Below are 23,309 nucleotides of genomic sequence, written 5' to 3'. Positions count from 1 at the left end.
GTTTAAAATTATTCAGAAACTAACTTCTCCAATTTCTCAGAAACCGCAATTTCCTTCCCGTTTTTAAAGATTCTAAACCCTTTTCCTTTATTATATTTTTCTCCTGTTTTATCCCAAAGAATGGTAATAATATTGCCATGATATAAAACATTGTCCAGACAAAACCAATCCCATTTTTCCTGTGGAATCAACGGATTTACTTCAATCTTATCATCAGCTCTCGGACGCAAACCAACCAATCCAGTAATCACTAAATCATTGAAAGTCGAATGATTGTAGTAACGGCTTCTTTCTCTGTCTCCCATTAACCAATAACCCGTTGTTTCGTCTAAATACTCGCCCAAATAAGGTCTTCCTCTGTAATATTGCGACTGAACATATAATTCCATTTGCTTGAAATAATCAGGTTTACCCACATAATTCTGATTGTAATTATTCAAAACATTGGCTAAAGCAGTTAAAGTCTGCGAACTTGCAAATGGCCAAATCGCGCCGTCCCATTCGCAGGTTCCTGTTCCGTGCGTTCTAAATCTCGGACTTCTTCTTTCCGCGGTTGTCAAACCAAACGGAGCCGAAAATCCTTTTTCATCCTTAATCTGCTCCCAAGCCTTTTCGAATCCTTTTCCTTTTTCAGGAAGATTAAAATACCAAGGAATAAACCCGATGGCTTCTCTAACTTGTGCTAAAGTATCTTTTTCTGTTAAAGTTTCAAAGAACTCACTTTTCTGATTCCACAATTTGGTTTCCACTAATTGTTGTAAAACGTCAGCTTTAGCCTTGAATTTGGTTTCTGTTTCCTTATCTCCTTTCAATTCAGCCATTTTAGAAATTGCTATAGCATTCCCGTACATATAACTGTTTATTGTAGGTCTTGCATTTTGTACTTTACGCCCGCCACTTAAGGATTCTTCCATTCCATCTTTCACATCATGTTGCCAAAATAATCCATCTTTACGCTGACGATCTTTTTCCCAAACGGCATAATCGGTAACCATATCTGGGTACAAATCCAATAAGAATTTTTCATCTTTATTTACCAAATAACGATTATATAAAGCATCGGCTGTCCAACTGCTGAATTTATACAATTTGTTCATTGGTTTTCCATCATTTCCTCGGTACCAGATTTTCACATCCTGCTCAATGTATTTCGGATCATGAACCCATCTAAATTCGTTGATATGATGCCCCAAAGCACAACTGATCATATTGTATTTATCGGCATAAGAACGATCAACTAAAAACTCTGTGATCGCAAATCCTTGTGGTGTATTTTTGATATGTTTACGAACACTCCACCATCTGAAATAATAGATTTCCTCAAAATTCTGCTGTGGACATTCAAACAACGGAATATTCTTTTCCATCCAAGCCCAAGCACTGTCATTCGGAATCGCAAATTTTAAATTTTCATCCTCCATCGTGTTGAAATAATCAACATAATGTTTGAAATTTTCTTCTTCCAAAATAACCGATTTTCCTTTTTGAGAATGTCCCGCACTTGATTTGCAACCGCTGTTTATACAAGCGATTACTATTGAAAGTGTTATTATTTTATGTTTGAAATGTTGTAACATATTCTAATTATTATTTTAAAACTAATTCTTTGGGCGTGCCCCTCCGGGTCGTGCTGTCCGTTCCCGCTTTTTTTGTTCGGCTGAAAAAGCCTCACAAAAAAGAGCTCCACTTCCATCACTCACGCAAGAGACCTTTACGTTTTCTCACTCCTGCAAGGTTTCTACTCCTGCAAGGTTTCCAAAACCTTGTAGGTGTCTTATTTATTCGCAAACTTTATCATTATAACTACAAGGTTTTGAAAACCTTGCAGGAACGTCCTAAATTTTATATTTCCTTATATCACTTATATGGTTTTAAAATATTTTTAATTTCCAGTAAAAGTATAAGTCTGCCCTGCTTTCATATTCACATCATAAATACTATAATTTGGCAATTGTACTTTAGGCAATTTTGCTTCATTAGAAATAATCGGTTTCTTCACTTCTATATCATAAAACAACGGATTCAGATTTTTTCCTTTTGCTTTTTTAAGTGTAGAACCTTTTAAAGTATTTTCTACTTTCAATCGGCAGTTTCCTCCAATTTTCGAATAGATTTTCAACTCCGAAACTTTATTGTTTTTCCACGTCATATCAATTACAAAACCGCCTCTGGCAACTAATCCTTTAATACTTCCGTCTTTCCAAACCGTTGGTAAAGCAGGCAGTAAATGAATCGCTTCTTCCTGACTCTGCATCAGCATTTCAGCAAAACCGGCTGTGCATCCAAAGTTTCCATCAATTTGAAAAGGCTGATGCGCATCTAACATATTGGGATACGTTCCTCCGCCTTTTCTTTGATCTGCTGTTACCAAATGCAATTGATCCTGAATCAATTTATAAGCGTGATTTCCGTCTAATAATCTCGCCCACAAATTCACTTTCCATCCCATTGACCAACCTGTAGATTCGTCTGTTCTGTAAATTAAGGATTGTTTTGCTGCTTCAAATAATTCAGGCGTTTTAATTGGTGAAATCTGATTACTTGGATACAATCCGTACAAATGCGAAACGTGTCTGTGATTGTCCTTTGGATTATCCCAATCGTCCTGCCATTCCTGCAGCTGATTGTGTTTTCCCACTTTCATTGGAGGCATTTTTGCCAAAGCATCGCCCACTTTTTTGACATAAGCAGCATCAGGAGAAACCAAAGCCGAAGCTTCGATAACATGCGTAAACAAATCAAAAACCAACTGATTGTCCATTGTCGTTCCAGATGCAATAGTCGCTTTTCCGGTTCCGCCTGCGTGTGTATTTTCAGGCGAGCTTGACGGCACAACAACTAAATATTTTGTATTTGGATCAATAACCATAAAATCCAAAAAGAAATCGGCTGCACCTTTCATGATTGGATAAATTTCTGCTAAATACTTTTTATCTCCCGTGTATAAATATCTTTCCCATAAATCCTGGCAAACCCACGCACCGCCAGTCGGCCACATTCCCGAAGCAGCGGAATCTACTGGAGCAGTTACACGCCAGATATCAGTATTGTGGTGTAAAACCCAGCCATTTGCATTGTACATTGTTTTTGCCGTTTCTGCACCAGTCACAGCCAACTCTTTTGCCATTTGCACAAAAGGTTCGTGCATTTCCTGCAAATTGGTTACTTGTGCCGGCCAGTAATTCATTTCGGCATTGATGTTTGTTGTGTATTTACTGTCCCAAGGCGGCGTGACCATATCGTTCCAAATTCCCTGTAGATTAGCTGGTTGTCCGCCTGGCTGTGAACTCGAAATTAAAAGATAGCGTCCGAATTGGAAATATAACGAAGCTAACTGCGGATCAAATTGTTTCGAAAAATCTCTGATCCTTTCGTTTGTTGGTTTCTTAACCAAATCATTAGAACCTAAGTTTAAAGAAACTCTATTGAAAAATTTTTGGTAATAATCAATGTGAGCTTTCTTTATGGTTTCAAAATCTTTTGTTTCCGCTTTCGCTAAATAGTCTTTACTTTTCTCAATTTCATCACCAGAGATATCCTGATAGTTTTTGAAATTGGTTGCAATCGAAATGTACAAAGTCACTTCATCGGCTTTGTTGATGCTTAAAATACCGTTGCTGGCATCGATTTGGCCACCTTTGTTTTTAGCCGTTAATCGGCCTTGAAATTTTACTTTTCCTTTTACGCCTTCAAAGTTAGTTCCAACTCCAGAAAGTATAATCTGGTTTCCTTCTGTCGAAGCCACCGTTTTATCAATCGGACTGTTCATGAAAACATTACAAGTAATCTGTCCCGGGTGACTCGCAGTAAGTTTTACCACAATAACCTGGTCTGAAAATGCGGTTAGAATTTCTCGTGTAAATTCAACACCATTTACTTTGTATTTTACTTTCGCCGTAGCATTGCTGATGTCTAAATCACGATAATAATCGGTATATTTTTGATGTCCATTGAACGAAATATAAACGCTTCCGAAAGTCTGATAGGGCATTCCGTCATTGGTTTGCGACATAATATCCTGCGTTGCCAAATCCTGCGCTTCATCAAATTTTCCGTCAAAAATTAACTGACGAACAATTGGCAATGCTTTTATCGATTTAGTATGTGCATTGCTGTTTGGCGAACCTGCCCAAATGGTTTCTTCGTTTAATTGTAAACGTTCTACAGCTGGATCGCCAAAAACCATTGCACCCAAACGTCCGTTGCCCAAAGGCAAGGCTTCGTTCCAGATGGACGCAGGTTTATCATACCATAATTTTAGGTCGTTACTTGACTGAGCAATGATATTCTGACCTGCTAAAATCAGTAAAATTCCAAAACCTAATTGCTGTATTTTAACTCTTATCTTCATAAATATTTTTTTTCGCCACGAATTCACGAATTTTCTCTAATTATTCTTTGCGTATAATTTCTCTAATTTATTTGCCACAGATTAAAGGATTTTCACTGATTAAAAATCTGGCAGATAAAAAATCCTAATAATCATTTTAATCTGTGGCAGAAAAAAATAATTCGTGAATTCGTGGCTATCTTTTTTACTTCTTAACCTCGTAAACTTTCAGATTTTTTTCTCCGAGCATTTCATATAATTTGTTGATGTCTTTTAAAGCATTTTTTGGCAGTTTTTCTCCTTTATCTCCAAAAACCAACAACTTTTCTTTTGGTTCAATTACACAAGTCGATTCGTCGATTTCGCCTTTATCGTTCTTCACTTTATTCAAATCTAAATTTAAATATTTCGCCATAAACGGATACAAAGCCATACGTTTCGAGATTCCGAAATCATGTCCTTCTTTTGCAAAATGAGCATTTTCGACTAAATCTTTCTTTCCATACAATTCATACGTTCTTTGGATAAAAGGAAATTCCAATTCTGGAACCGCCAATGTCCAATCTTTTCCGTCAGAAACAATCAATTGCGGTTTTGGAGCCATCATAGCTGAAATTTCAGCGTTATTGGTTCCATTTCCACATAAGTGAATTCCACGTCCGCTTTCGCATGGACAACCGCCTGAAAAGTGAGACGAAACCATTACAACCGGAGCTGAAACTTTCACTCTGTCATCAATCGCCGATAAAAACATGGTGTGCGAACCTCCTCCAGAACCTCCTGTTACACCAACTCTTGACATATCAGCATTTTTTAAGGTTGACAAATAATCCAATAAACGAATTCCTGTCAACAATTGGACTGTCGATGCAATACTGTTTCTATGTGTTTCTTCTGGAAACTGTAATAACGATTCTCCCCACGCAAATAAATCGTAACCTACTACAATGGCGCCCATTTTGGCCATCATGGCACAACGGTACTGTTCGTCTTTTCTGTATCGTCCGTCTCCGAAATGCCCGTCTGGCGTAATAATTACAGCCGACTTTTTATTGAGCGGATACGGTTTGTAAATCGATCCTGTGGCATAAACTCCTGGAAGAATTTCCAAAGCTATATTTTCTACACTGTAGTCTTTGTAAATTCTTTTTGGAGTTAAAAGTGGTTTAGACTTGGGCATTGGGGGTGCCTTTTCTAATCCAAATGATGCAATCATACAAGCTTTTAACTCCGTTTTGCGTTTCTCCCATTGTTCTTTGGTCGAATAAAGGCTTTCTAAGTAAAACAAACGCTCTTTTCCTTTATCTACCGAAACTTTATGGTTTTCATATTTGCGTATGATGTAGGTTCCATCGGGTTGTTTAAAATACATCAATTCAAACGGCGCTAGAATATTAGTCAGCGAAAGTGGCAGATTTCCGGGTTCAATTCTCCAGTCGGCATAGTCCAATTCTTTTCCTTTTAATAAACCTCTGTCATCGTTGATGGTTACGTTAAAAACAGTTTCTATTTTTTTTAAAGTCTCTGAAACTGGCTTTCTAAAATTAGTATCAGAAGTGCTTTGCGCATTGGCAAATGTCAAAGCAAAAATGGAAACTAAGAAGATGTATTTTAAATTTTTCATTTTAATATTGTTGTGTGTTGGGACGCTGATGAAATGGTTTCGCTATCGCGAAAACACTGATTTACACGGATTTTTTATTTATTAAAAAAAAAAGAAAAATCCGTTTTTATCCGCGTCTTTACGAAGTAAATCCGTATCATCCGCGTTCCATTATATTGTGCATTCTATTGTATAAATTCCTGATCCTAATTCTAAAACGGGCTTTTGAGCTTTTTCATCAAAACCTACCCTAACCTTTTTATTGTCAATTTTTATTTCTGAATTTTTAGCAACCGGCAATTTTATTGTCGCAGTTGTATTTACTGGAATCTGAACTGTCAGAATAAATTTTCCGTCTTTCTTTTCCCAAGAAGAAGCAATTTTTCCGTAAACCGATTGATAGTCCGCTTTCGCGAAAGTCATATCGCCTACCACTTCTGGCTGAATAAAGAAATGTTTGAATCCCGGTTTTTCAGGATCGGACATAATTCCGGCTAAACTTTGGTAAAACCATTCTTCAATTTGCCCTAACATAAAATGATTCCACGAATTTCCTTTTCTCGGATCCCATTGTTCTGTTAAAGTGGTCAAGCCAAATTTAATCTGAAAACCATAACCCGGCGCATCGTAATGATTGTGCATTTTATACATCGTTTCGTTTTCTCCGTTTCTTGCTAACGTTTGAAATAAGTAACGATTTCCAACATCTCCCGTTGTCAAACGATCTCCTTTTTCTTTGATATCAGCCAATAAATTCTGCATTACTGCCTCCTTGTACTTCGGTTCTACGATATCCATAAAAATCGGAACGGCATTACTAAACTGACTACTTGTTCCGTACTGTTTGGTTTCTTCGTTAAAAAATGCCGCATTGAAAGCCGTTTTAATCTCAGAAGCCAACGTATTGTATTTCTCAAAATCTTCGGTTTTTCCTAGTAATTTTGATGCTTTTGCTACTAAATAAGCGCCATAATAATAATGAGAAGTCGCAGAAAGCGCAATCGGACTATTTTTAGAATATCCTGCAGGATGTGTTCCATAATCGTACCAATCGCCCAATCCGTGAGAAACGATGTTGTTTGTCGCTTTCGTTCCTAAATAATCGACGTACTTTTTCATTATTGGATAATATTTCTCTAATAATGAAGCATCCCCATAATATTCATAATACATCCAAGGCAAAATCACGCCCGTAACTCCCCATTCTGGAGAATCAGTGAAATCGCCTCCAAAAATTACATATTCGGGAACTATTGTCGGAATTAAACCATTATCACGTTGCGAATCCGAAATGTTCTGCATCGTTGCAGGAAGGAAAGTTTGAAGGTTATAATTGAACATTAAACCAGGACCATTCAACTGAATTTCTTCTAGCCATCCTAACTTTTCACGTTGCGGACAATCGGTAAAAACACTTTGAAAGTTACTTTTGATCGAATTATTTATCAATTCGTGTGTTTTGTTGAAAATCTCATTCGAACAGGCAAAACTCCCTGCTTCTCCAGCCGAATTGTAAATGAAATTCGATTTTAAATCAACCAAAGTTGGAAACTCTTTGTTTTTATCTTCTTTGTAATTAATATTTTCAATCTGAACATACTGATAACCGTAGAAACTGAATTTAGGCGTCCATTCTTCAACTTTATCGCTTTTTAAAGTGTAATCATAATAATAAGGTTTTCCAGATCTTCCCTGAGCAATTGTACCCTCTTCATTTAAACCTTCGGCAACCCAAACGCGAATCGTCTGTCCTCTTTTTCCTTTTACTTTGATTGTTGGAAATCCCGAAAGATTCTGTCCCATATCAAAAACATAGAAATTCGGTTTCAGCTCTTTTACGGTTTTCACTTCGTATTGTTTCTGAATCGTAACTGGCGGAGCAGTCTGCGGTCTTAAAACACCTTTTGGCGCTTCCTGAATGACTACTTTTTTCCAATCTCTATCTTTGAAACCTTTTTTATTCCAGCTTCTTTGTTCTAAATTAGCATTATAATCTTCTCCTCCAAAAATGCTATTATAAGTAATCGGACTTTTGCTGTATTTCCAGCTTCTGTCTGACTTTATAATTTCTTCTGAACCATCATTATATTTAATTTTCATTTTAAAGAATAAAGTTGGCGGACCAAAACTCACGAAGAATTTAGTATATCTTTCGGCAAGCGTGTTGTACATTCCGTTTCCTAAAAGAACGCCAATTACGTTATCGCCTTTTTGAAATTCTTTTGCGCTTAATTCGTAAACATTGTAATTAACCGTTTTGTCGTAGTCTGTCCACAGAGGTGCAAATTGGCTGTTACCCACTTTTTTCCCGTTGATAGTCAATTCATAATGTCCTAAACCTGAAATATAAATAACAGCTTCTTTGACTGCTTTTTCTACTTCGAAAGGTTTGCGAAGTATGATGCTTCTGCGGGCCAAAGAATCGGAAGCATTGATAAAGGACATCTTTTTTTCTCTGTTGAAAGTCGCTGTGTGGTAGTTTCTGCCTTCCGGCAAATGACTGTCGGCTTTGGTAATCGCACCGATCCAAGTTGGATTTAAATCTGATTCCAAGGGCGCCGTTCTGAACGAAGCGATTCTACTCCATTTTGAAACTTTTCCTGATTGATTCCAAACTTTAACTTTCCAGAAATATTTGGTTTCGTTTTTTAATGGTTTTCCGCTATAAAGAATATGCAGGTTTTTATTGGAATTGACTCTTCCCGAATTCCAAATATCTCCATCGTCATTATTTAGTTTTTCTTCTGAAGAAGCGACTAAGATAAGAAATGCTACCTGAGAGGCATCGGATTCTTTTGAAACCAATTGCCAACCCAATCTCGGCTGATTCTCCACAATTGCTAATGGGTTTTCTGCCATTTCTGTTGTTAGGCGTACAGGAAGAACTTGTCCCTTAGAAACTACAGTTACTAGAAGACAAACGAATAATACTATGCTTTTAAAAAACTTCACTTTGTATATTTTTTTTTTTCGCCACGAATTCACGAATTAACTCAAATTTTTACTTTGCGTTTAATTTCTCTAATTTTTTCTGCCACAGATTAAAGGATTAATTGGATTATAATCTGTGGCAAAAATTACGCAACGTTTATAAAATAATTCGTGAATTTGTGGCTATTTCAACTTTTTACAACTTCTTAGTAATCAACGATTCGATATTGAATACTGCTTCTGGGATTAATTTTCCGGTTTGAGGCAGGTCGTCGTAATCGTCTGTGTCTGGCGCTGTGTCCGGATTTGGTGAATGTCTCTGTTCTCCTGTTCGGAACATGATTCGCTCGAAACCGTCTGTTGGCGCATAAAATATCTTGGTTGACTCTTTTCCATCGTTTACTTTTATAGTGTACTGACGGTTTTTAGCATCTAATTTAACTGTGATTGTATAGGCTTTGTTTGCTTCATACTTTGTAACCGAACTCAAACGCGCACCATTTTTTACCTTTAATTCTCCATCCGAATCAAAAATCAATCTTACAGAAGGCAAACCTTGTTTGTTTTGGAATTCAATCTGTAATAAACCATGATTATTTTGCTCTGGTTTAACTGTGAAAACAGCTTCCATTTTTGATGCGAAAGGAATTACTCTTTCAGCACGCGAATAGTCAAAATAATCCTGATCTCTTAAAGTCAGCCATTTCTTACCATCAGCTTTCTTTTCGATTTTTGTTGATGCCCAAGAAAGATCGTACGTATTCCATAGTTTTAATTCTTGTCCGTCTGGAAGAGTATTGAAAACGTCATTTACATTTTCTGTTACAACAGAAGTAACGGGAACAGGAATCGATGCCACCCAAATATCTTCTTTGTTCATACTGTAACCTACCCAGATTTTTCCGTCTGGCGGAGTTCCATTTTTTTCTGTAATTCCGCGAACGTATTGCGGACCAGCAGATTTGTAGTTTCCGCCGTAACGCATCGGACTTACTTCTCCATGAACCAACAATAAATCTTTATAATTTAAACCGTCGTCACTTGTTGAAATAGCCAAAGGCCAACGATATTCTGACGGGTTATAAAGCGTTGCATAACGATTATCGGAAGTTTTTTGTCCCCAGATTTTAGCATTGCTGTTTACAAATCCAGGAGCACGCAATGGCATATAATCCCAAGATTTTCCGCCGTTTCTGCTGATTGAAGTTAAAGCATGTTTCCATAAACCTACCACGTTTCCATTTGGCAAATGGTAATAACTAAAGGCTTTGTACGGTTTCTGTAACGGAATTAATTCATCGTCACGATCGGCTTCTTCTACCCATTGTTGTAAAACCAAAGGATCGGATAAAATTTCTTCGCAGGCTTTCTTCAAATCTTTGTCTTTTGATGCGGTATAAAATGGAAATTTAGATTTCGATTTATCCCATGTTTTATTGTATCTGATGAAATAGATTTCGCCGAAACTTCCGTCTTTTTTGATTTCACGGATTACTCGACCAATTCCTTTTCCGTCGTTTGGATCGTCTTTTTCATCCATAGCGATTCCGTAATACGCTAAAGCAAAAAGTCTATTGTCTTTTGAGGTATAAAAGCCCATTCTTTGGTGCATAATTGCATCCAGATTTTTGGCAACGCCTTCAACTCCTTCTTTCTTCCATCCGTCAGGAATTCTATAAATTGGAAAAATCACTTCTGGTTTTGTCCACGTTACGCCATCTTTGGAAGTCATTAATAAAGTTTGACTTGGCGGAATATGTTCGCCTGATGGATCGCTTAAATAGTGAAGATAAAAGGTATTATTCCAATACGCCATCATCGGCTGGTGGTTGTATGTCCATCCAAATCCATCTGCTTTTTCAGGGTGTTCACGACTTGCACGCATAATTTGTGTAGCGTGGACTCCAACGGCAGGACTCAATTGTCCGTGATGATAATCGATGTTGGAAAGTGTTTTACCAACATAACGCACAGTGTCGTTCTGTGCATTTACAGTCGTACAAGCCAAAAGAATTGTGGCTGTAATAATGTTGGTTTTTATGTTTTGGAAAGTAATCATTTTATTATTTTTTAATTCCTGATTAAACCCGACAGGTTTTAAAAACCTGTCGGGTTTACGTTGAGAATAAACTCTTTATTTTCTATCAATTAATCCTTTTAAAACGTCTGCAGAGATTGTTGTAATCGTTCCGTGTTTGTGTCCTTCGGGAAGGCTTATTTTGGAGGATACATCTTCAAAATGAACAAAATCTGTTGTGCTTAACGCTTTATAATTTTTTGAACCATAATTGTCATAATACAATAACCAGTTTTTATCGACTTTCACTACTGTTGGGCCTTCTGATAAATACTCCGTTAAAGGCTCTGAACTTTTTTGAAACGGACCTAAAGGTGATTTCCCGAAAGCTACTTTTATATTTCGCATGGGTCTTGTGTTGTCTTTCAAAACCAAAACATAGTCTTTCTTTCCTTTTTTGACAATCACACAATCGATTACACTGAAACCTGGATCGTAATATAATTTTGTGTCCGAAAACGTTTTGAAATCCTTAGTCGTTACATAGTACATTCTGTGGTTGTTTTTCTCCTCTTCAACACCTTTTGGAAATCGGAACGGAATTGTTGATGCCCAAATAACAATGTATTCTTTTTTTACATCATCATAAAAAATTTCCGGTGCCCAAACGTTTACCACTTCTGGTTCGTTTTTCATCACCGGAATATATTGTTGTTCTGACCAATGAATCAGGTCTTTTGAACTTGAGTAGCCAAATCCGTTTCCGCCTTTCCAGTCGGTTGTCCAAACCATGTGATACATTCCGTCTGCTCCTTTTGTGATGGACGGATCACGCATGATTTTACTGGCTCCGATTTCTGGTTTTAAAAATGATCCTTCTAATCCTTTCCAATTGTAACCGTCTTCGCTGTATGCCAAATATAAGCCTTCTGTCGCGGGTTCTCTAAATGACGTAAAAAGATATAAATCTTTCTTTTTCTGCGAATAACTAATCGCAAATAGTGAAAGGGTTACTATGATGAATATTTTTTTCATTTCTTCTTTTTTCTCCTACAAGGTTTCCAAAACCTTGTAGGTATCTTTATGTTTATTTCAGAATCCTACTGATTGCAAAAAAGCCTAATCTTTCTCTTTAGCCCCGATTGCAGTGGAAATCCTTTTGTACTGGGGTTCAGTACAAAAGATTGCAACGAAAAGCGGGACGATGTTTCCAAAAAAGCCTGATGTTTCTGCTTCTAAATATAATTATTAAATACCTACAAGGTTTTGGAAACCTTGCAGGAATAAACTATTCTATAATTGCTTTTTTATCTAAATCTTTTCCTTTTTTGATTGCTGTGGTAACGTTGTTTAAAACATTGTTTTTCAAGAAAATGTTTTTAGTGTCTTTTCCATCGGCTTCGATAAAAATATCGGTTGGATTGAATGGAAAATTATTGTTGATCAACGCATTTGAAACGTTATCTAATTTGATAACTGGAACTCCTTTTATGGCTGTTGAAGATCCTACGTTGTCTAAAATCACATTTTTTGAATCTGATATTTTGAAAGACGAACCAACAGTTGCATTTACTTTTACATCATGAAATTCAACATCTGTGGCTGTACTTACGGTAAACCCTTCTTTCCCATCCATGTTGATGTTCGAGAAAGTGATGTTTTGAATGGGCATTTCAGTAATTCCAAGAATCTGTCCGGCTTTGTTTACGTTTGAAGCCGTAATGTTACTCATGTGGATGTTTCTGAAAATCGGTGTTTTCTCGGTTACAGGTTCAACCTGAGTTCCTTTATCGTAGAAAAGGCTTAAAACGATAGCTTCTTCTTTGATGTTTTTCATTACAATATTATCTACGCGAATATCTTCTACAACACCGCCTCTTCCACGTGCCGATTTGATACGAATTCCGCGATCTGTTCCGTCAAAAACACAATTTGAAATGGTAATCTTTTTGATTCCTCCTGACATTTCACTTCCAATTACCACTCCGCCGTGACCGCTTAACATGGTGCAGTTGGTGATGGTTACATTTTCTGTTGCTTTTCCGTATTTACGTCCGTCGCCGTCTCTTCCTGATTTAATCGTAATACAATCGTCGCCAACGCTGATATGGCAGTTTGAAATATGAACATTAGTACAAGAAGAAGGATTGATTCCGTCTGTATTTGGCGAATGCGGATTAAAAATCGAAATTCCGGTAACGGTTACATTATCACAAAATTCTGGGTTGATTGTCCAGAAAGGTGAGTTTTTAAAGGTTACGCCTTCAATTAAAATATTTTTGCAGTTGTAAGCTTGGAAAAAAGATGGTCTGAAAAACTTTTTATCAACTGTTCTTTTATAATACGGTTCTGTGTAAAGGCCTTTATTTTGCTCTTCCCACATGGTTTGGTATTTGGTTGGAGGAAGCGGTTCTTTGGCCGTTTCTATTCGGTATACTTCGTTCCACCATGCTTTTCCTTGTCCGTCGATTATACCTCTTCCTGTGATGGTGATATTTTCTACATCTTTCGCATAAAATAAGGGTTGGAAACTTTTCATTACAATTCCTTCGTAACGCATTTCTACATAAGGCAGAAAATCATCGAAATTCTCTGAGAACTTTAAAAGCGCACCGGAATCCAAGTGAATCGTAATGTTACTTTTTAATGTTAAAGCTCCTGTCAAATATTCTCCTGCAGGGAAAAAGATTGTTCCTCCGCCGTTTTTAGATGCTTTTTCTATAGCATTCTGAATGGCTTGGGTGCATTTTATTCCTTTGTTGTTTCCGCCTTCTTTTAAGATGTTTAGCCAGCCGTCTTGTGCGAAAGTGGTATTTAATCCTGTTATGAAGCAGAGTATTATTAGTATATTTTTCATAGTTTATTTTTTGGTTTCACGCAGATTTTGCAAATTTTAGCAGATCAACGCAGATTTATATTTTAAATAATCTGCAGAATCTGCTTAAATCATTTTAAATCTGCGTGAAATATTTTATTCTCATTTTTTGTCATTTCGACGAAGGAGAAATCTTAGTTAGTAGCTCCTCATGCTTGAGCAACTTTATAGAGTTTCTTGCGAAGATTTCTCCTTACGTCGAAATGACAAGATTGTGGATAATTCGTGATTATTTACTCACGAATTGCATTTCACTAATTACTTTTTACTTTTCACTAATCACTTAGTAGATTTCAAAATCAAAACCCAGTCATTACCATCTTCTTTTTTACCAGCGGGTTGAAAATTCTGAGTTCCTTTGTTATCAAATGTTCCGATTTTGGTTTTCTTGCCATTTCTTGGATTGTACCAAATCGCTTCGAATTTATCTCCAGCAATTTTTCCAAGTTTTACTTCTATTATTCTTCCGTTATAAGTGTATAATAAAGCGTATTTTTCTCCTTTTATAGCTGGAATATAATCGTATTTTTCTCCTTGATTCACCACTAAAGAAACATCTGGGACTCCTTCTAAAAATGGCACTTCTTCCAGTAATTTCTTAATGTAAACCATTTGTTTTGCTCCAGGTGCATTAATCGCTGACGTCCATAATTCTTTGTTTCCGTAAGCTGGTTTATCGCCTTTTCTAAACATTTGCATTACGGCGTTGTGTCCGTATGTATAACCTGCACCGCCAGATAAAACCGACCAGTATCCGTAACGGCGAACGTCGTTTGCTGTCCATTTTGGCTGTAGCGTATCATGCAAACCGTGTGGAATTCCTTCGTAAGATGGTTCTCCGTCAAGTGTTGGTTTTGTTGGTTTTAATTCGAAATCTCTTAGGACAAATTTATAATTATCTTCTTTGAAATTCGTTTTTACAGAATCCTGATCGTATCTTCTGTGTCCTGACTGGAACATATTGAAATCTAACCATTTTGCATTATGATAATCATCTGAAGAATCTGTTCTTCCGAACGGATGGAAAGTTACTAATTGATTTGGATTGTTGGTTTTTAAAGTATTTCCAATGGCATTCCAGATGTCCTGAAATTCGTTTCCGTGTGTATCCCCACCGTTTAACCAGATTACATTAGTTCTATTTTTATATCTTTTGGCCAAGAAATCAGCATAAACTATTGCTTGTTCTTTGCTTACTTTGTTTCCTTTTGACACGTTGGTTCCCCAAACCGGGACCATCGCAACATAAATTCCGTTTTTCTGAGCTACGTCTAAAGTGTAATCGATGTGATCCCAATAATCGTATTGTTTTGCGTCTTTGAAATCATTTCCTGCTGTAATCAAAGGTTTAGAAACGTCTTCGTTGATTAAAGCCGGATCGCCATACACGTTAACGGCATTGATGTTATGTAAAACCATCACCTGAACTACATTAAATCCTTTGTCTTTTCGGTCTTTGAAATATTTCTCAATTCCTGCTCTGTCCAGTTTTCCGAATGCCAGCCAGCCTGTGTCACCTAGCCAAAAAAATGGTTTTTCGTTTTCGGTAACAAAATAATGCTGATTTTTAGACACTTTGATTTCAGGCATAGGTGCTTTTGTTTTGGCAGATTGCGAAAATCCGCTTTGTGCTGTCAACATAAAGCTTATACTAAGAGCGTATAAAGATTTAATTTTCAGATTCATTTTGGTTGTTTTTGAATTTATGTTTCTTGGGTTTGGTTGCCACGAATTCACGAATTATTTTTTTATAATCTTTGTGTTTTTATTTCACGCTCCCGATAGCTATCGGGACTGCTGATTTTGGAAGATTTACGCAGATTAAAATTTAAAAAATCTGCTAAATCCGCTTAAATCTTTTTTAAATCTGCGTGAAATTTTTCTCTCACAGATTTGAGCAATTAAACAGAATTAATTCTTTCCGATTAATTCGTGAATTCGTGGCTATCAAAACCTTTTACTTTTTCACTACAAAAAGTACTTTTTCTTTTATTTCAACTTGTGGAATTGTGACTTGTTTTCCTCCGCTTATGTTTGCTTTTTTTGTTACATTTCCTGTTGTTGCATTAATTGCAAATACTTCAAATGTTCCTTTTTCGTTTGCTAAATCGATGGTAATATCCTGATCGTTTTTCATGTAGAAAAGATAGCTTTTTCCTTTGTTTTCCAATTTCCATAGATTGTCTGAAAACGTATTTCCACCAACTAATTTCATTTCGCTTAAAGCGGAATAAAATTGAGGCAATTCGATTTTCGGAATGTTTGGCAATGAAGCTCCCGCCATTAAAGCAGGCCATCCGAATCTTGAAGAACCATCTGTTGAATATAAAATGACTTTTTCAGGATATTTTTCTCTGTATTCACGAACGGCACGATAAACCTGATTATCCGTTTCTTTTCCGGTTTTTAATTTTCTGGCGTGCTGTCTTGGTGCTAAATTTACGCCTCCTTGTGGTGCATAAGCCGAACCATCTTCTTTGTAATACCAATAACGAATGTCAATTACATCAACGGTTTTATTTCTTTTGGCATCATTCAAAATAGCATCCTGAACATCCCTTGTGGCACTTAAACCAATTAAGCCTTTTTTGCCTGTTTCGTCTTTCCATTTTTGGGCTTGATCTAACCAGAATTCCATAAAATGTAACGGACCTGTATATTCGGCGCTAGTTAACTGAATTACGTTGCTGTTTTCCTGAAAGTTCTCAAATGATTTTCTAATGAAACCTTCGTGTAATTTTCTTCTTTGAGCATTCGTAATATCATAAAACTGCTCTGCCATGAAAATACGTTTGTCTCCTGCATATGGTGGCGGTTCTGGAAAGCCTGTGCTGTTGATATTGTTTGCTGAACGCCAAGGCGAACTTGCCCAATGCGCTCCTGCTTCTAAAATATTGTGTTGAAAATATTGCTGGTTGATTAACAGTTGTCCGTTTGGTTCTGCCAGTGTTGCAAACTGCGCTAAACGGCTCCAATACCAATCATTGAACTTTGTTAAATCGTATTTGCTTAAATGATCCCAAGCGAAATCTTTTCCGCTTCTTGCGAAAGGCTGTTCGTAAAACGGAGGCCAAACATCGTCATCAAATCGGCGAACACGTTCGTGATCGTCCATTCTTCTGTCGTACCATAAACCGTAATTGTGTTCTAAGGCAACGATATTATTTTTAGTTAAATAATCTACCGTTTCCTGCACTTTATCAGTCAATCCGTTTCCTGTTCTTCCTGGTACAAAACGAGTGATATGCGGTGTCGATTTGTTTACGAAATCATCTGTTAAATCGCCTCTCCACCAAGCAACGTTGGTTTGTTTTCCTGCAATTACTTTTCCTTCAAAAGTTAACCAGCCGTTTTCTATTGTTACTTTTGAAACTGATTTTTCAGTTTTATTTGAAGCAAATTTTAAATCGTTTGCATTTTTTAAACCTTTACTGTCTGTATTAATCGGATTTGCTTTTGAAGCTTCTGCAATCCATTCTTGTAAGCTTTTTGCGGTTGTAGTCGAATTTTTAGTTAATTCTGCTGCAACTTCAATACTCGGACTTGAAGAGGGTTCTGAGCCTAAATCGTAAATAAAAGGCTGAACAGGAAGTTTTCCTAATCTGGCTTCTAACTGTGTGTAGAATAAACTTCTTGGACTGATGTGTCCGTTTACGTCTTTCCAATGTCCGTTTCCTCCAAATTGTCCCCAAACTCCAAAAGCCCAGTTTTGTGCTGTTGGCGGACTGTAACATTCTACTTTTGATGCCGACGATTCCCAGATTACAGAATTCGCTGCTGTCCATCCTGCTCCTCTTCCTCCTTGTTCTCTGTTATTGTAACTTAATGCTTTTCCGTCGATATTAGTGATATCAAATAGAACTCCTGTTGCCCAGCTTCCGATTGCTCCGCTGTTTTCGAAAGGCAAATGTGATTCGCATTGTACGAACGCATTTGGTCCAGTTGTTCCAAATCCGCCAACAGCGAAATCATGATATCCAAATTCTGAATAACAACGCTGAAATAAAGTCTGCTGACCTTCTGTGTAAAATGTATGTCTTCTGAATGAAGCAATTTCTGAAATCGGTTCTGTAGCGATACAATCTTCAACCGTAATTTGCTGACTTGTCTTTAAAACTGTAACGGCTCCACCTGCAAAGTGTTTGAATTTTACTTGTTTTACCCACGCATTTCTAGTGCTTTCAATGCTGATTGCCTGCCAACGATGTTCTTCGTCTTTTAAATTTGAAGGATTGTAAGTTGATTTTAATAAGATATTTTCAATTCCGATATGTTCGATTCTTCCTGCCCATGAATAAACAGTTACTTTTGAAGTTCCGAAAACATCATCTAACGACATTGTAATCGGAGCATTTAACGTTACTTCGTTTCCGTTTATTTTGGTTACAACTCTATTCCATGTTGTCGTCCAATCTCCTTTTTTCCAACCAATCCAAGAAGTTTCTCCACCAAAATCTTGCATATTTACTTCTTTTATGAAATTATCCGTTAAAGGTTTGCTGATTTCGATTTCGTCTCCAACTTTTAACTTTGAAGTATTTTTTAATTGAATTTTCTGCGTTCCAAGTGGTGTGTAAGCATTAGCAAATTCAAATGAATCTTTATATACTTTATCATTTTCACCCAAAATTCTAATTAAAGCTTCTCTTTCTAATCCGGTTCCTAAAAGTACAGTTCCGTTTTCAGCATTTCCGCTTCCTCTTAAAACAACTCCTGATTTTCTGATGTATAATGTTCCGCTGATTTTGAACGTTCCTTTATCCAACAAAACAGCTCCACGAAAACCTGATTTATCTGGTTTTAATGCACTGACATAATCAATTGCATTTTGGATTTTCTGCGTTGCATCTTCTTCTTGTTTCGAAACAAAAATTTTGTTGTCTAAATTTGGAAGGGCAACTTCTGAGTTTCTGTATCCTGCAAAAGAAAAATCAGGGATTTGATTTCCTTGATTATCTGTTGTGAAAGAAAGTTTACCTTCTTTGGTTTTTACGATGTCTGGGAAATTGTTTTGGGCTGTGATGTTTCCAGATGTAAACATAGCAAAACACATTATCACTAATGTGTTTTTGAAGGAAGGGATTATATTTTGTTTAATGAAATTCACTTTAAGTATATTTTTCAATTTTCTAAAGTTAAGCATTTCCACAATTTTGTCATTTCGACGAAGGAGAAATCTCACGCGGGATTTACGTACTGTTGTGGAGTTTCTAGTGTGATTCCTCCTTCGTCGGAATGACAAACTTTGGGTACATTCTTTAAGTTGAAATTATTGCAACAATGATTTCAGCTTCGCTAAAGTATCCGTATTATTTTCCGTTTTCGTCCAATCAACTTTAGTGTTTGGATCGATTCCGTTAAAATATTTTTCGATGTTGGTATAACCGTCTCCATTTGCATCTTTATTAGCATCTGAAGCATCGTTTGGATTTAAACCATATTTCTTTTCCCAAGCATCTGGAATTCCATCATTATCTGAATCTTTATAGGCTTTTCCTTTGTAAGTTGGATATCCGCCAACTTGATCTGGATGTGTAATGATTCCTTTTTTATATGAATCGGCAGGTAATCTTCTTTTGATATATTCTTTTCCAATTGAATTTTCCAAACCGTCTTTTACTTCAATTTTTCCAGTTTTAACTTGTTTGATAATTCTTTCGTCAACAGCATCTCTTTTCGGAATTGTTGCTCCAACATTTGTTAAAACAAAATCATAAGCTTCTTCTGCCGACATGATATTAAATTTTGGCATTGAGAAAGGTTTTGGCTGTTTAATAGCTGCCAAAAATTCTTTTGTTTCTGCTTCTGGAAGGTTTTCCAATTGTACGCCGCCATTCCAGTTATCAGCTGTCACTTCTGGAGAACCAACAATAAAATTTCCTGAAACATAAGCTCTTCCATATTGTTTTGGTTCAATATAACCCGATTCCGGTTTTACGATTCTATATGAAATTGGCTCATTTTGCGGTGTAATTGGTCCTGGCTTAAAATAGTTGTTGATGATGTTCAACATTGAACGATAATCTCCTCCGTCCAGCGTACGATTCCACCAATTGAATACTACATTATTCACAAAATTAAAGTCACCGTACATTCCGATAGAAGCATTTCTGGAAATATTGTCTGCCCATAAGTTGCGCATAAAAGTACTATTCAATCCGCCGATTGTACTTCCAAAAGCATGATTGTATGTATCTAAACCTTCTGATGAAATAGTGTTTTGAATCGTGATATTACAAGCTGGCAGTTTTTCCAGCTTTGATTTTGCATTGGCGGCAAACTGATGTCTGTATAAAGAAACATTTTCGTCTAATCCCCAGCTTACCGAGCAGTGGTCTACAATGATATTTCCCATCGGATTTCCTCCTAATGCATCATCTCTTCGTGTAACATCTGTAGCTCCACGACGGAAACGCATATGTCTGATGATAACGTCATGTGTGTCAATTTCTAAAGTTTCTCCGGCAATGCAAATTCCATCACCAGGAGCGGTTTGTCCTGCAATGGTTACGTAAGGCGCACGCATGCTGATTCTTTTTTTCAACTGAATGATTCCCGAAACATTAAAAACAATTGTTCTCGCTCCAACAGCTTCGCAGGCTTCACGGAAAGTTCCTTTTCCGCTGTCTTCTAAACTTGTAACCACAAATATTTTTCCGCCACGTCCGCCTTGTGTATAAGCTCCTCCTCCTTCAGCACCCGGAAAAGCAGGAATATCCGCAAAAACAAAATCTTTTGGATACGAAGCCCAAGGTAGATAAGGTTTTCCTTGTTTTGCTTCTTCTTTAATAATATGAAGATTAGCATTCCAGATTTCGCTCAATCTTTTTTCTTCGTCAGCTAAAATAGCATCGGCTTTTGCCTGAACATCTTTTGGAATTACGGGATATTGGGCATACGCCGACGAAACAAGCGAACAAAATGAGAAAGCCATTAATGTTCTTTTTAAAGTACGGTTTGGAAAAATATTATGCATTGAATTGTGTGGTTGTAGTTAATAGTTTCTTAGTGTAAAGTGTTTCAGAGATTATTCTTTTGTAGTAGAGTCTTTTGGTTTATTTTTCTCTCTTTCTTCAATACGTTTGTGCCAGTCAGCACTTTCTTTATTTAAATCGTAACCTTGTTTTGATAAATAGTTGTTGATTCTTCCTTTGTATTTACCAAACCAACCGTGTTTTTCTTTAGATGAACCAGCATCCATCGCATGCTCTCTAGCTTCAACCAAAGCTTTGTAGATATAATCTTTTTGTTCTGCAGTTAAGTTTGGAAGCATATCGTTGTAACCTGCTACTGTTATTGGAAGTACGCCATACGTCATTCCGTCCTTAACTTCAGTAATTTTATCTTCGGATAATTCTTTACCTAATTTTTTAATGTACGATTTGTGAAGTTTAGCAATTGATTCGTCGGCTTTTGCTTTCAGTTTATCAATCTTTTCGTTTTGCTTTTCCTTAGCTAAAGAAGTATCTTCTTTTACTTTTTTGATTTCAGCATCTCTTCCGTCCTGAATTTCAGTTAAATCTCTAAATTGCTGTGCAATAATATTTGAAACTGCTTTTTCTTTTGCTTCGTTTTTCAAATCTAATTTGGTAACGATTTTTGCAGCTCTTTCGTTAGTAACTTTTACATATTCAGGATCTAAATGCTGTTGCGCATTTAAAGATGAAAATGCGAAAACCAGCGATAATAAACCAGCATTTATTTTATTTAGTGCCATTATTTTATTTTTTTATTATTTGAAGAACATTCCTGTTTACTAAGAAACAAGAATGTTTTCAAAAACTGTTCCTTATTTTAAATCTAATAAAGGTCTAACTAATGTTTCTTTATTATTAGCCAAATCTTTCCAGTCTACTTTTATCGCAGGATTTACACCATTGATATAATCTTCAATATTAGTATATCCGTCTCCGTTTAAATCTCCTTGTGCATCAGATGGATCGTTCGGGTTTAAACCGTATTTTTTCTCCCATGCATCCGGCATTCCGTCTTTGTCTGTATCTACATAAGGTTTTCCTTTGTATTCTGGATATCCGCCAACTTGAGAAATATCAGTGATGATTCCTTTTTTATAAGAATCCATCGGTAAACGTCTGTGTTCGAATTGGTAGAATGTCTTTTTCTCTAATCCTTTTGCATATTCAGGAACTCCTGTTTTTACTGTTCTTACGATTCTTTCGTCCACTTTATCTCTGATTGGCAGCGTAGCTCCAACATTTTTAAGTACAAATTCGTAAGACTCTTCAGCAGTCATAAATTTATTGAACCATGGCATTGGGAAAGGTTTTTCTACTTTCATTTTAGAGAAGTATTCTTTTGCCTCATCATACGTCATTAATTCTCCTTTTTTATTCTCTAGCTGAATTCCGCCATCCCAGTTGTCTTTAGTTACTTTTTCATTTCCGTTTACAACGTTTCCGTTTACATACGCTCTACCAAAAACCATATAAGGCAATTTACTTCTTCCTGACTCTGGCTTTAAGATTCTATAGCTGATTGGTTGTGTTAAATCGGTTACAGGACCTGGTTTGTAGAAGTTGTTGATGATATTGTAGTTTGCAGTATAATCTCCACCATCTGTAGATCTGTTGTACCAGTTGAAAACCACGTTATTTACGAAATTAAAAATTCCATTCCATCCAATAGAAGGGTTTCTTCCTGCATTATTAGCCCACATATTTCTCATAAAAGAACAGTTTTCTCCACCTAAAGTACTTCCAAAAGCATGATTGTAAGTATCTAAAGCTTCTCCAAATAAACTGTTTTGGATTGTAATATTTACCGTTCCCACTTTGATATCTGGATAACCTGGTCCTGGATTGTACATATGTCTGTAAATTGACATATTTTCATCTAATCCCCAAGTTGCAGAAACATGGTCAATCATTATATTTCCAACAGGATTTCCTCCAATAGCATCATCACGACGTCCTACGAAAGTTTCTCCACGACGGAAACGTACGTGTCTGATAATTACATCATGTGTATCAATCCAAGTTGATTCTCCTGCAATACAAACACCATCACCAGGAGCCGTTTGTCCTGCGATTGTAATGTAAGGTGCACGAATAATTAAAGGACTTTTTAATCTAATAATTCCGGCAACATTAAATACCACTATTCTCGCTCCTCCTTGTTCGCAAGCTTCACGCAAAGTTCCAGGGCCACGGTCTTCTAGGCTTGTTACAGTATACACTTTTCCTCCACGGCCTCCAAATGTGTACATTCCTCCACCTTCGGCACCTGGGAAAGCAGGAATTTCTGCTTGAGGTAAATCGGTTGGTCTAGCTGCCCATGGAATATATGGTTTTCCATGTTTTGCTTCTTCTTCAATAATAACTAAAGCTTTTTCCCAAGCTTCGTCAGAAAGTCTTTGAGCTTCTTCTTTGATTGCTTTTTCCTGAGCCTGAACTTCTGGGCTTATCTTTGGATATTGAGCAAAACATTTTGCGCTTCCCAAAAAAAGAAGAGACGATGCGATAAATAATACGGAATTTTTCATGTTAATTTCTAGTTGTGGTAATTCTTTTTAAAGAAATCACCTGTATCTTTT

The 23,309-nt window shown here is 36.6% G+C and carries 12 protein-coding genes; all 12 read right to left on the bottom strand.

Translation table 11 applies throughout. The annotated features are described in order from the left end of the window. Positions 1–8: 8 nt before the first annotated feature. The 12 genes from GSY47_RS08935 to GSY47_RS08880 all read right to left on the bottom strand — a co-directional run bounded on the left by GSY47_RS08935 (position 9) and on the right by GSY47_RS08880 (position 23,258). Complete coding sequence (locus GSY47_RS08935) at positions 9–1,577, bottom strand: MGH1-like glycoside hydrolase domain-containing protein (protein WP_179005785.1); 1,569 nt, start codon at positions 1,575–1,577, stop codon at positions 9–11. A 305-nt stretch (positions 1,578–1,882) separates the two neighbouring features. Beyond that, positions 1,883–4,351 carry a glycoside hydrolase family 95 protein gene (locus tag GSY47_RS08930; protein WP_179005783.1) on the bottom strand — a complete coding sequence of 823 codons (2,469 nt, stop codon included), beginning with the start codon at positions 4,349–4,351 and terminating at the stop codon, positions 1,883–1,885. Between the two features lie 184 nt (positions 4,352–4,535). Beyond that, the gene (locus GSY47_RS08925; RefSeq protein WP_179005781.1) at positions 4,536–5,954 is read right to left on the bottom strand and encodes an acetylxylan esterase; all 1,419 of its coding nucleotides are present in this window, start codon (positions 5,952–5,954) and stop codon (positions 4,536–4,538) included. Positions 5,955–6,104: 150 nt separating this feature from the next. Further along, a complete protein-coding gene (locus GSY47_RS08920) occupies positions 6,105–8,885 on the bottom strand; it encodes a glycoside hydrolase family 78 protein (RefSeq protein WP_179005779.1) in 2,781 nt (926 codons plus the stop codon). A gap of 175 nt (positions 8,886–9,060) precedes the next feature. Continuing rightward, positions 9,061–10,923 carry a sialidase/neuraminidase family protein gene (locus tag GSY47_RS08915; RefSeq protein ID WP_179005777.1) on the bottom strand — a complete coding sequence of 621 codons (1,863 nt, stop codon included), beginning with the start codon at positions 10,921–10,923 and terminating at the stop codon, positions 9,061–9,063. 75 nt (positions 10,924–10,998) lie between these two features. Next, positions 10,999–11,916 (bottom strand): glycoside hydrolase family 43 protein, encoded by a 918-nt coding sequence (locus GSY47_RS08910; protein ID WP_179005775.1) that lies wholly within the window; start codon positions 11,914–11,916, stop codon positions 10,999–11,001. A gap of 253 nt (positions 11,917–12,169) precedes the next feature. Further along, positions 12,170–13,738, bottom strand: a complete 1,569-nt coding sequence (locus GSY47_RS08905) for a glycoside hydrolase family 28 protein (protein WP_179005773.1) — start codon at positions 13,736–13,738, stop codon at positions 12,170–12,172. Between the two features lie 297 nt (positions 13,739–14,035). After that, positions 14,036–15,442 carry a glycoside hydrolase family 140 protein gene (locus GSY47_RS08900; RefSeq protein ID WP_179005772.1) on the bottom strand — a complete coding sequence of 469 codons (1,407 nt, stop codon included), beginning with the start codon at positions 15,440–15,442 and terminating at the stop codon, positions 14,036–14,038. Positions 15,443–15,713: 271 nt separating this feature from the next. Further along, entirely contained in the window at positions 15,714–18,881 is a 3,168-nt protein-coding gene (locus GSY47_RS08895) for a DUF6298 domain-containing protein (protein ID WP_246611297.1), read from the bottom strand. 144 nt (positions 18,882–19,025) lie between these two features. Then, complete coding sequence (locus GSY47_RS08890; RefSeq protein ID WP_179005768.1) at positions 19,026–20,732, bottom strand: polysaccharide lyase; 1,707 nt, start codon at positions 20,730–20,732, stop codon at positions 19,026–19,028. A gap of 51 nt (positions 20,733–20,783) precedes the next feature. Continuing rightward, a complete protein-coding gene (locus tag GSY47_RS08885; RefSeq protein ID WP_179005766.1) occupies positions 20,784–21,473 on the bottom strand; it encodes a DUF3826 domain-containing protein in 690 nt (229 codons plus the stop codon). Positions 21,474–21,545: 72 nt separating this feature from the next. Continuing rightward, positions 21,546–23,258 (bottom strand): polysaccharide lyase, encoded by a 1,713-nt coding sequence (locus tag GSY47_RS08880; protein ID WP_179005764.1) that lies wholly within the window; start codon positions 23,256–23,258, stop codon positions 21,546–21,548. Between the last annotated feature and the right edge of the window lie 51 nt (positions 23,259–23,309).

The sequence above is a fragment of the Flavobacterium quisquiliarum genome (genome assembly GCF_019308285.1).
Lineage (GTDB): Bacteria > Bacteroidota > Bacteroidia > Flavobacteriales > Flavobacteriaceae > Flavobacterium > Flavobacterium quisquiliarum.
This window is presented reverse-complemented; position numbering and strand designations above follow the sequence as displayed.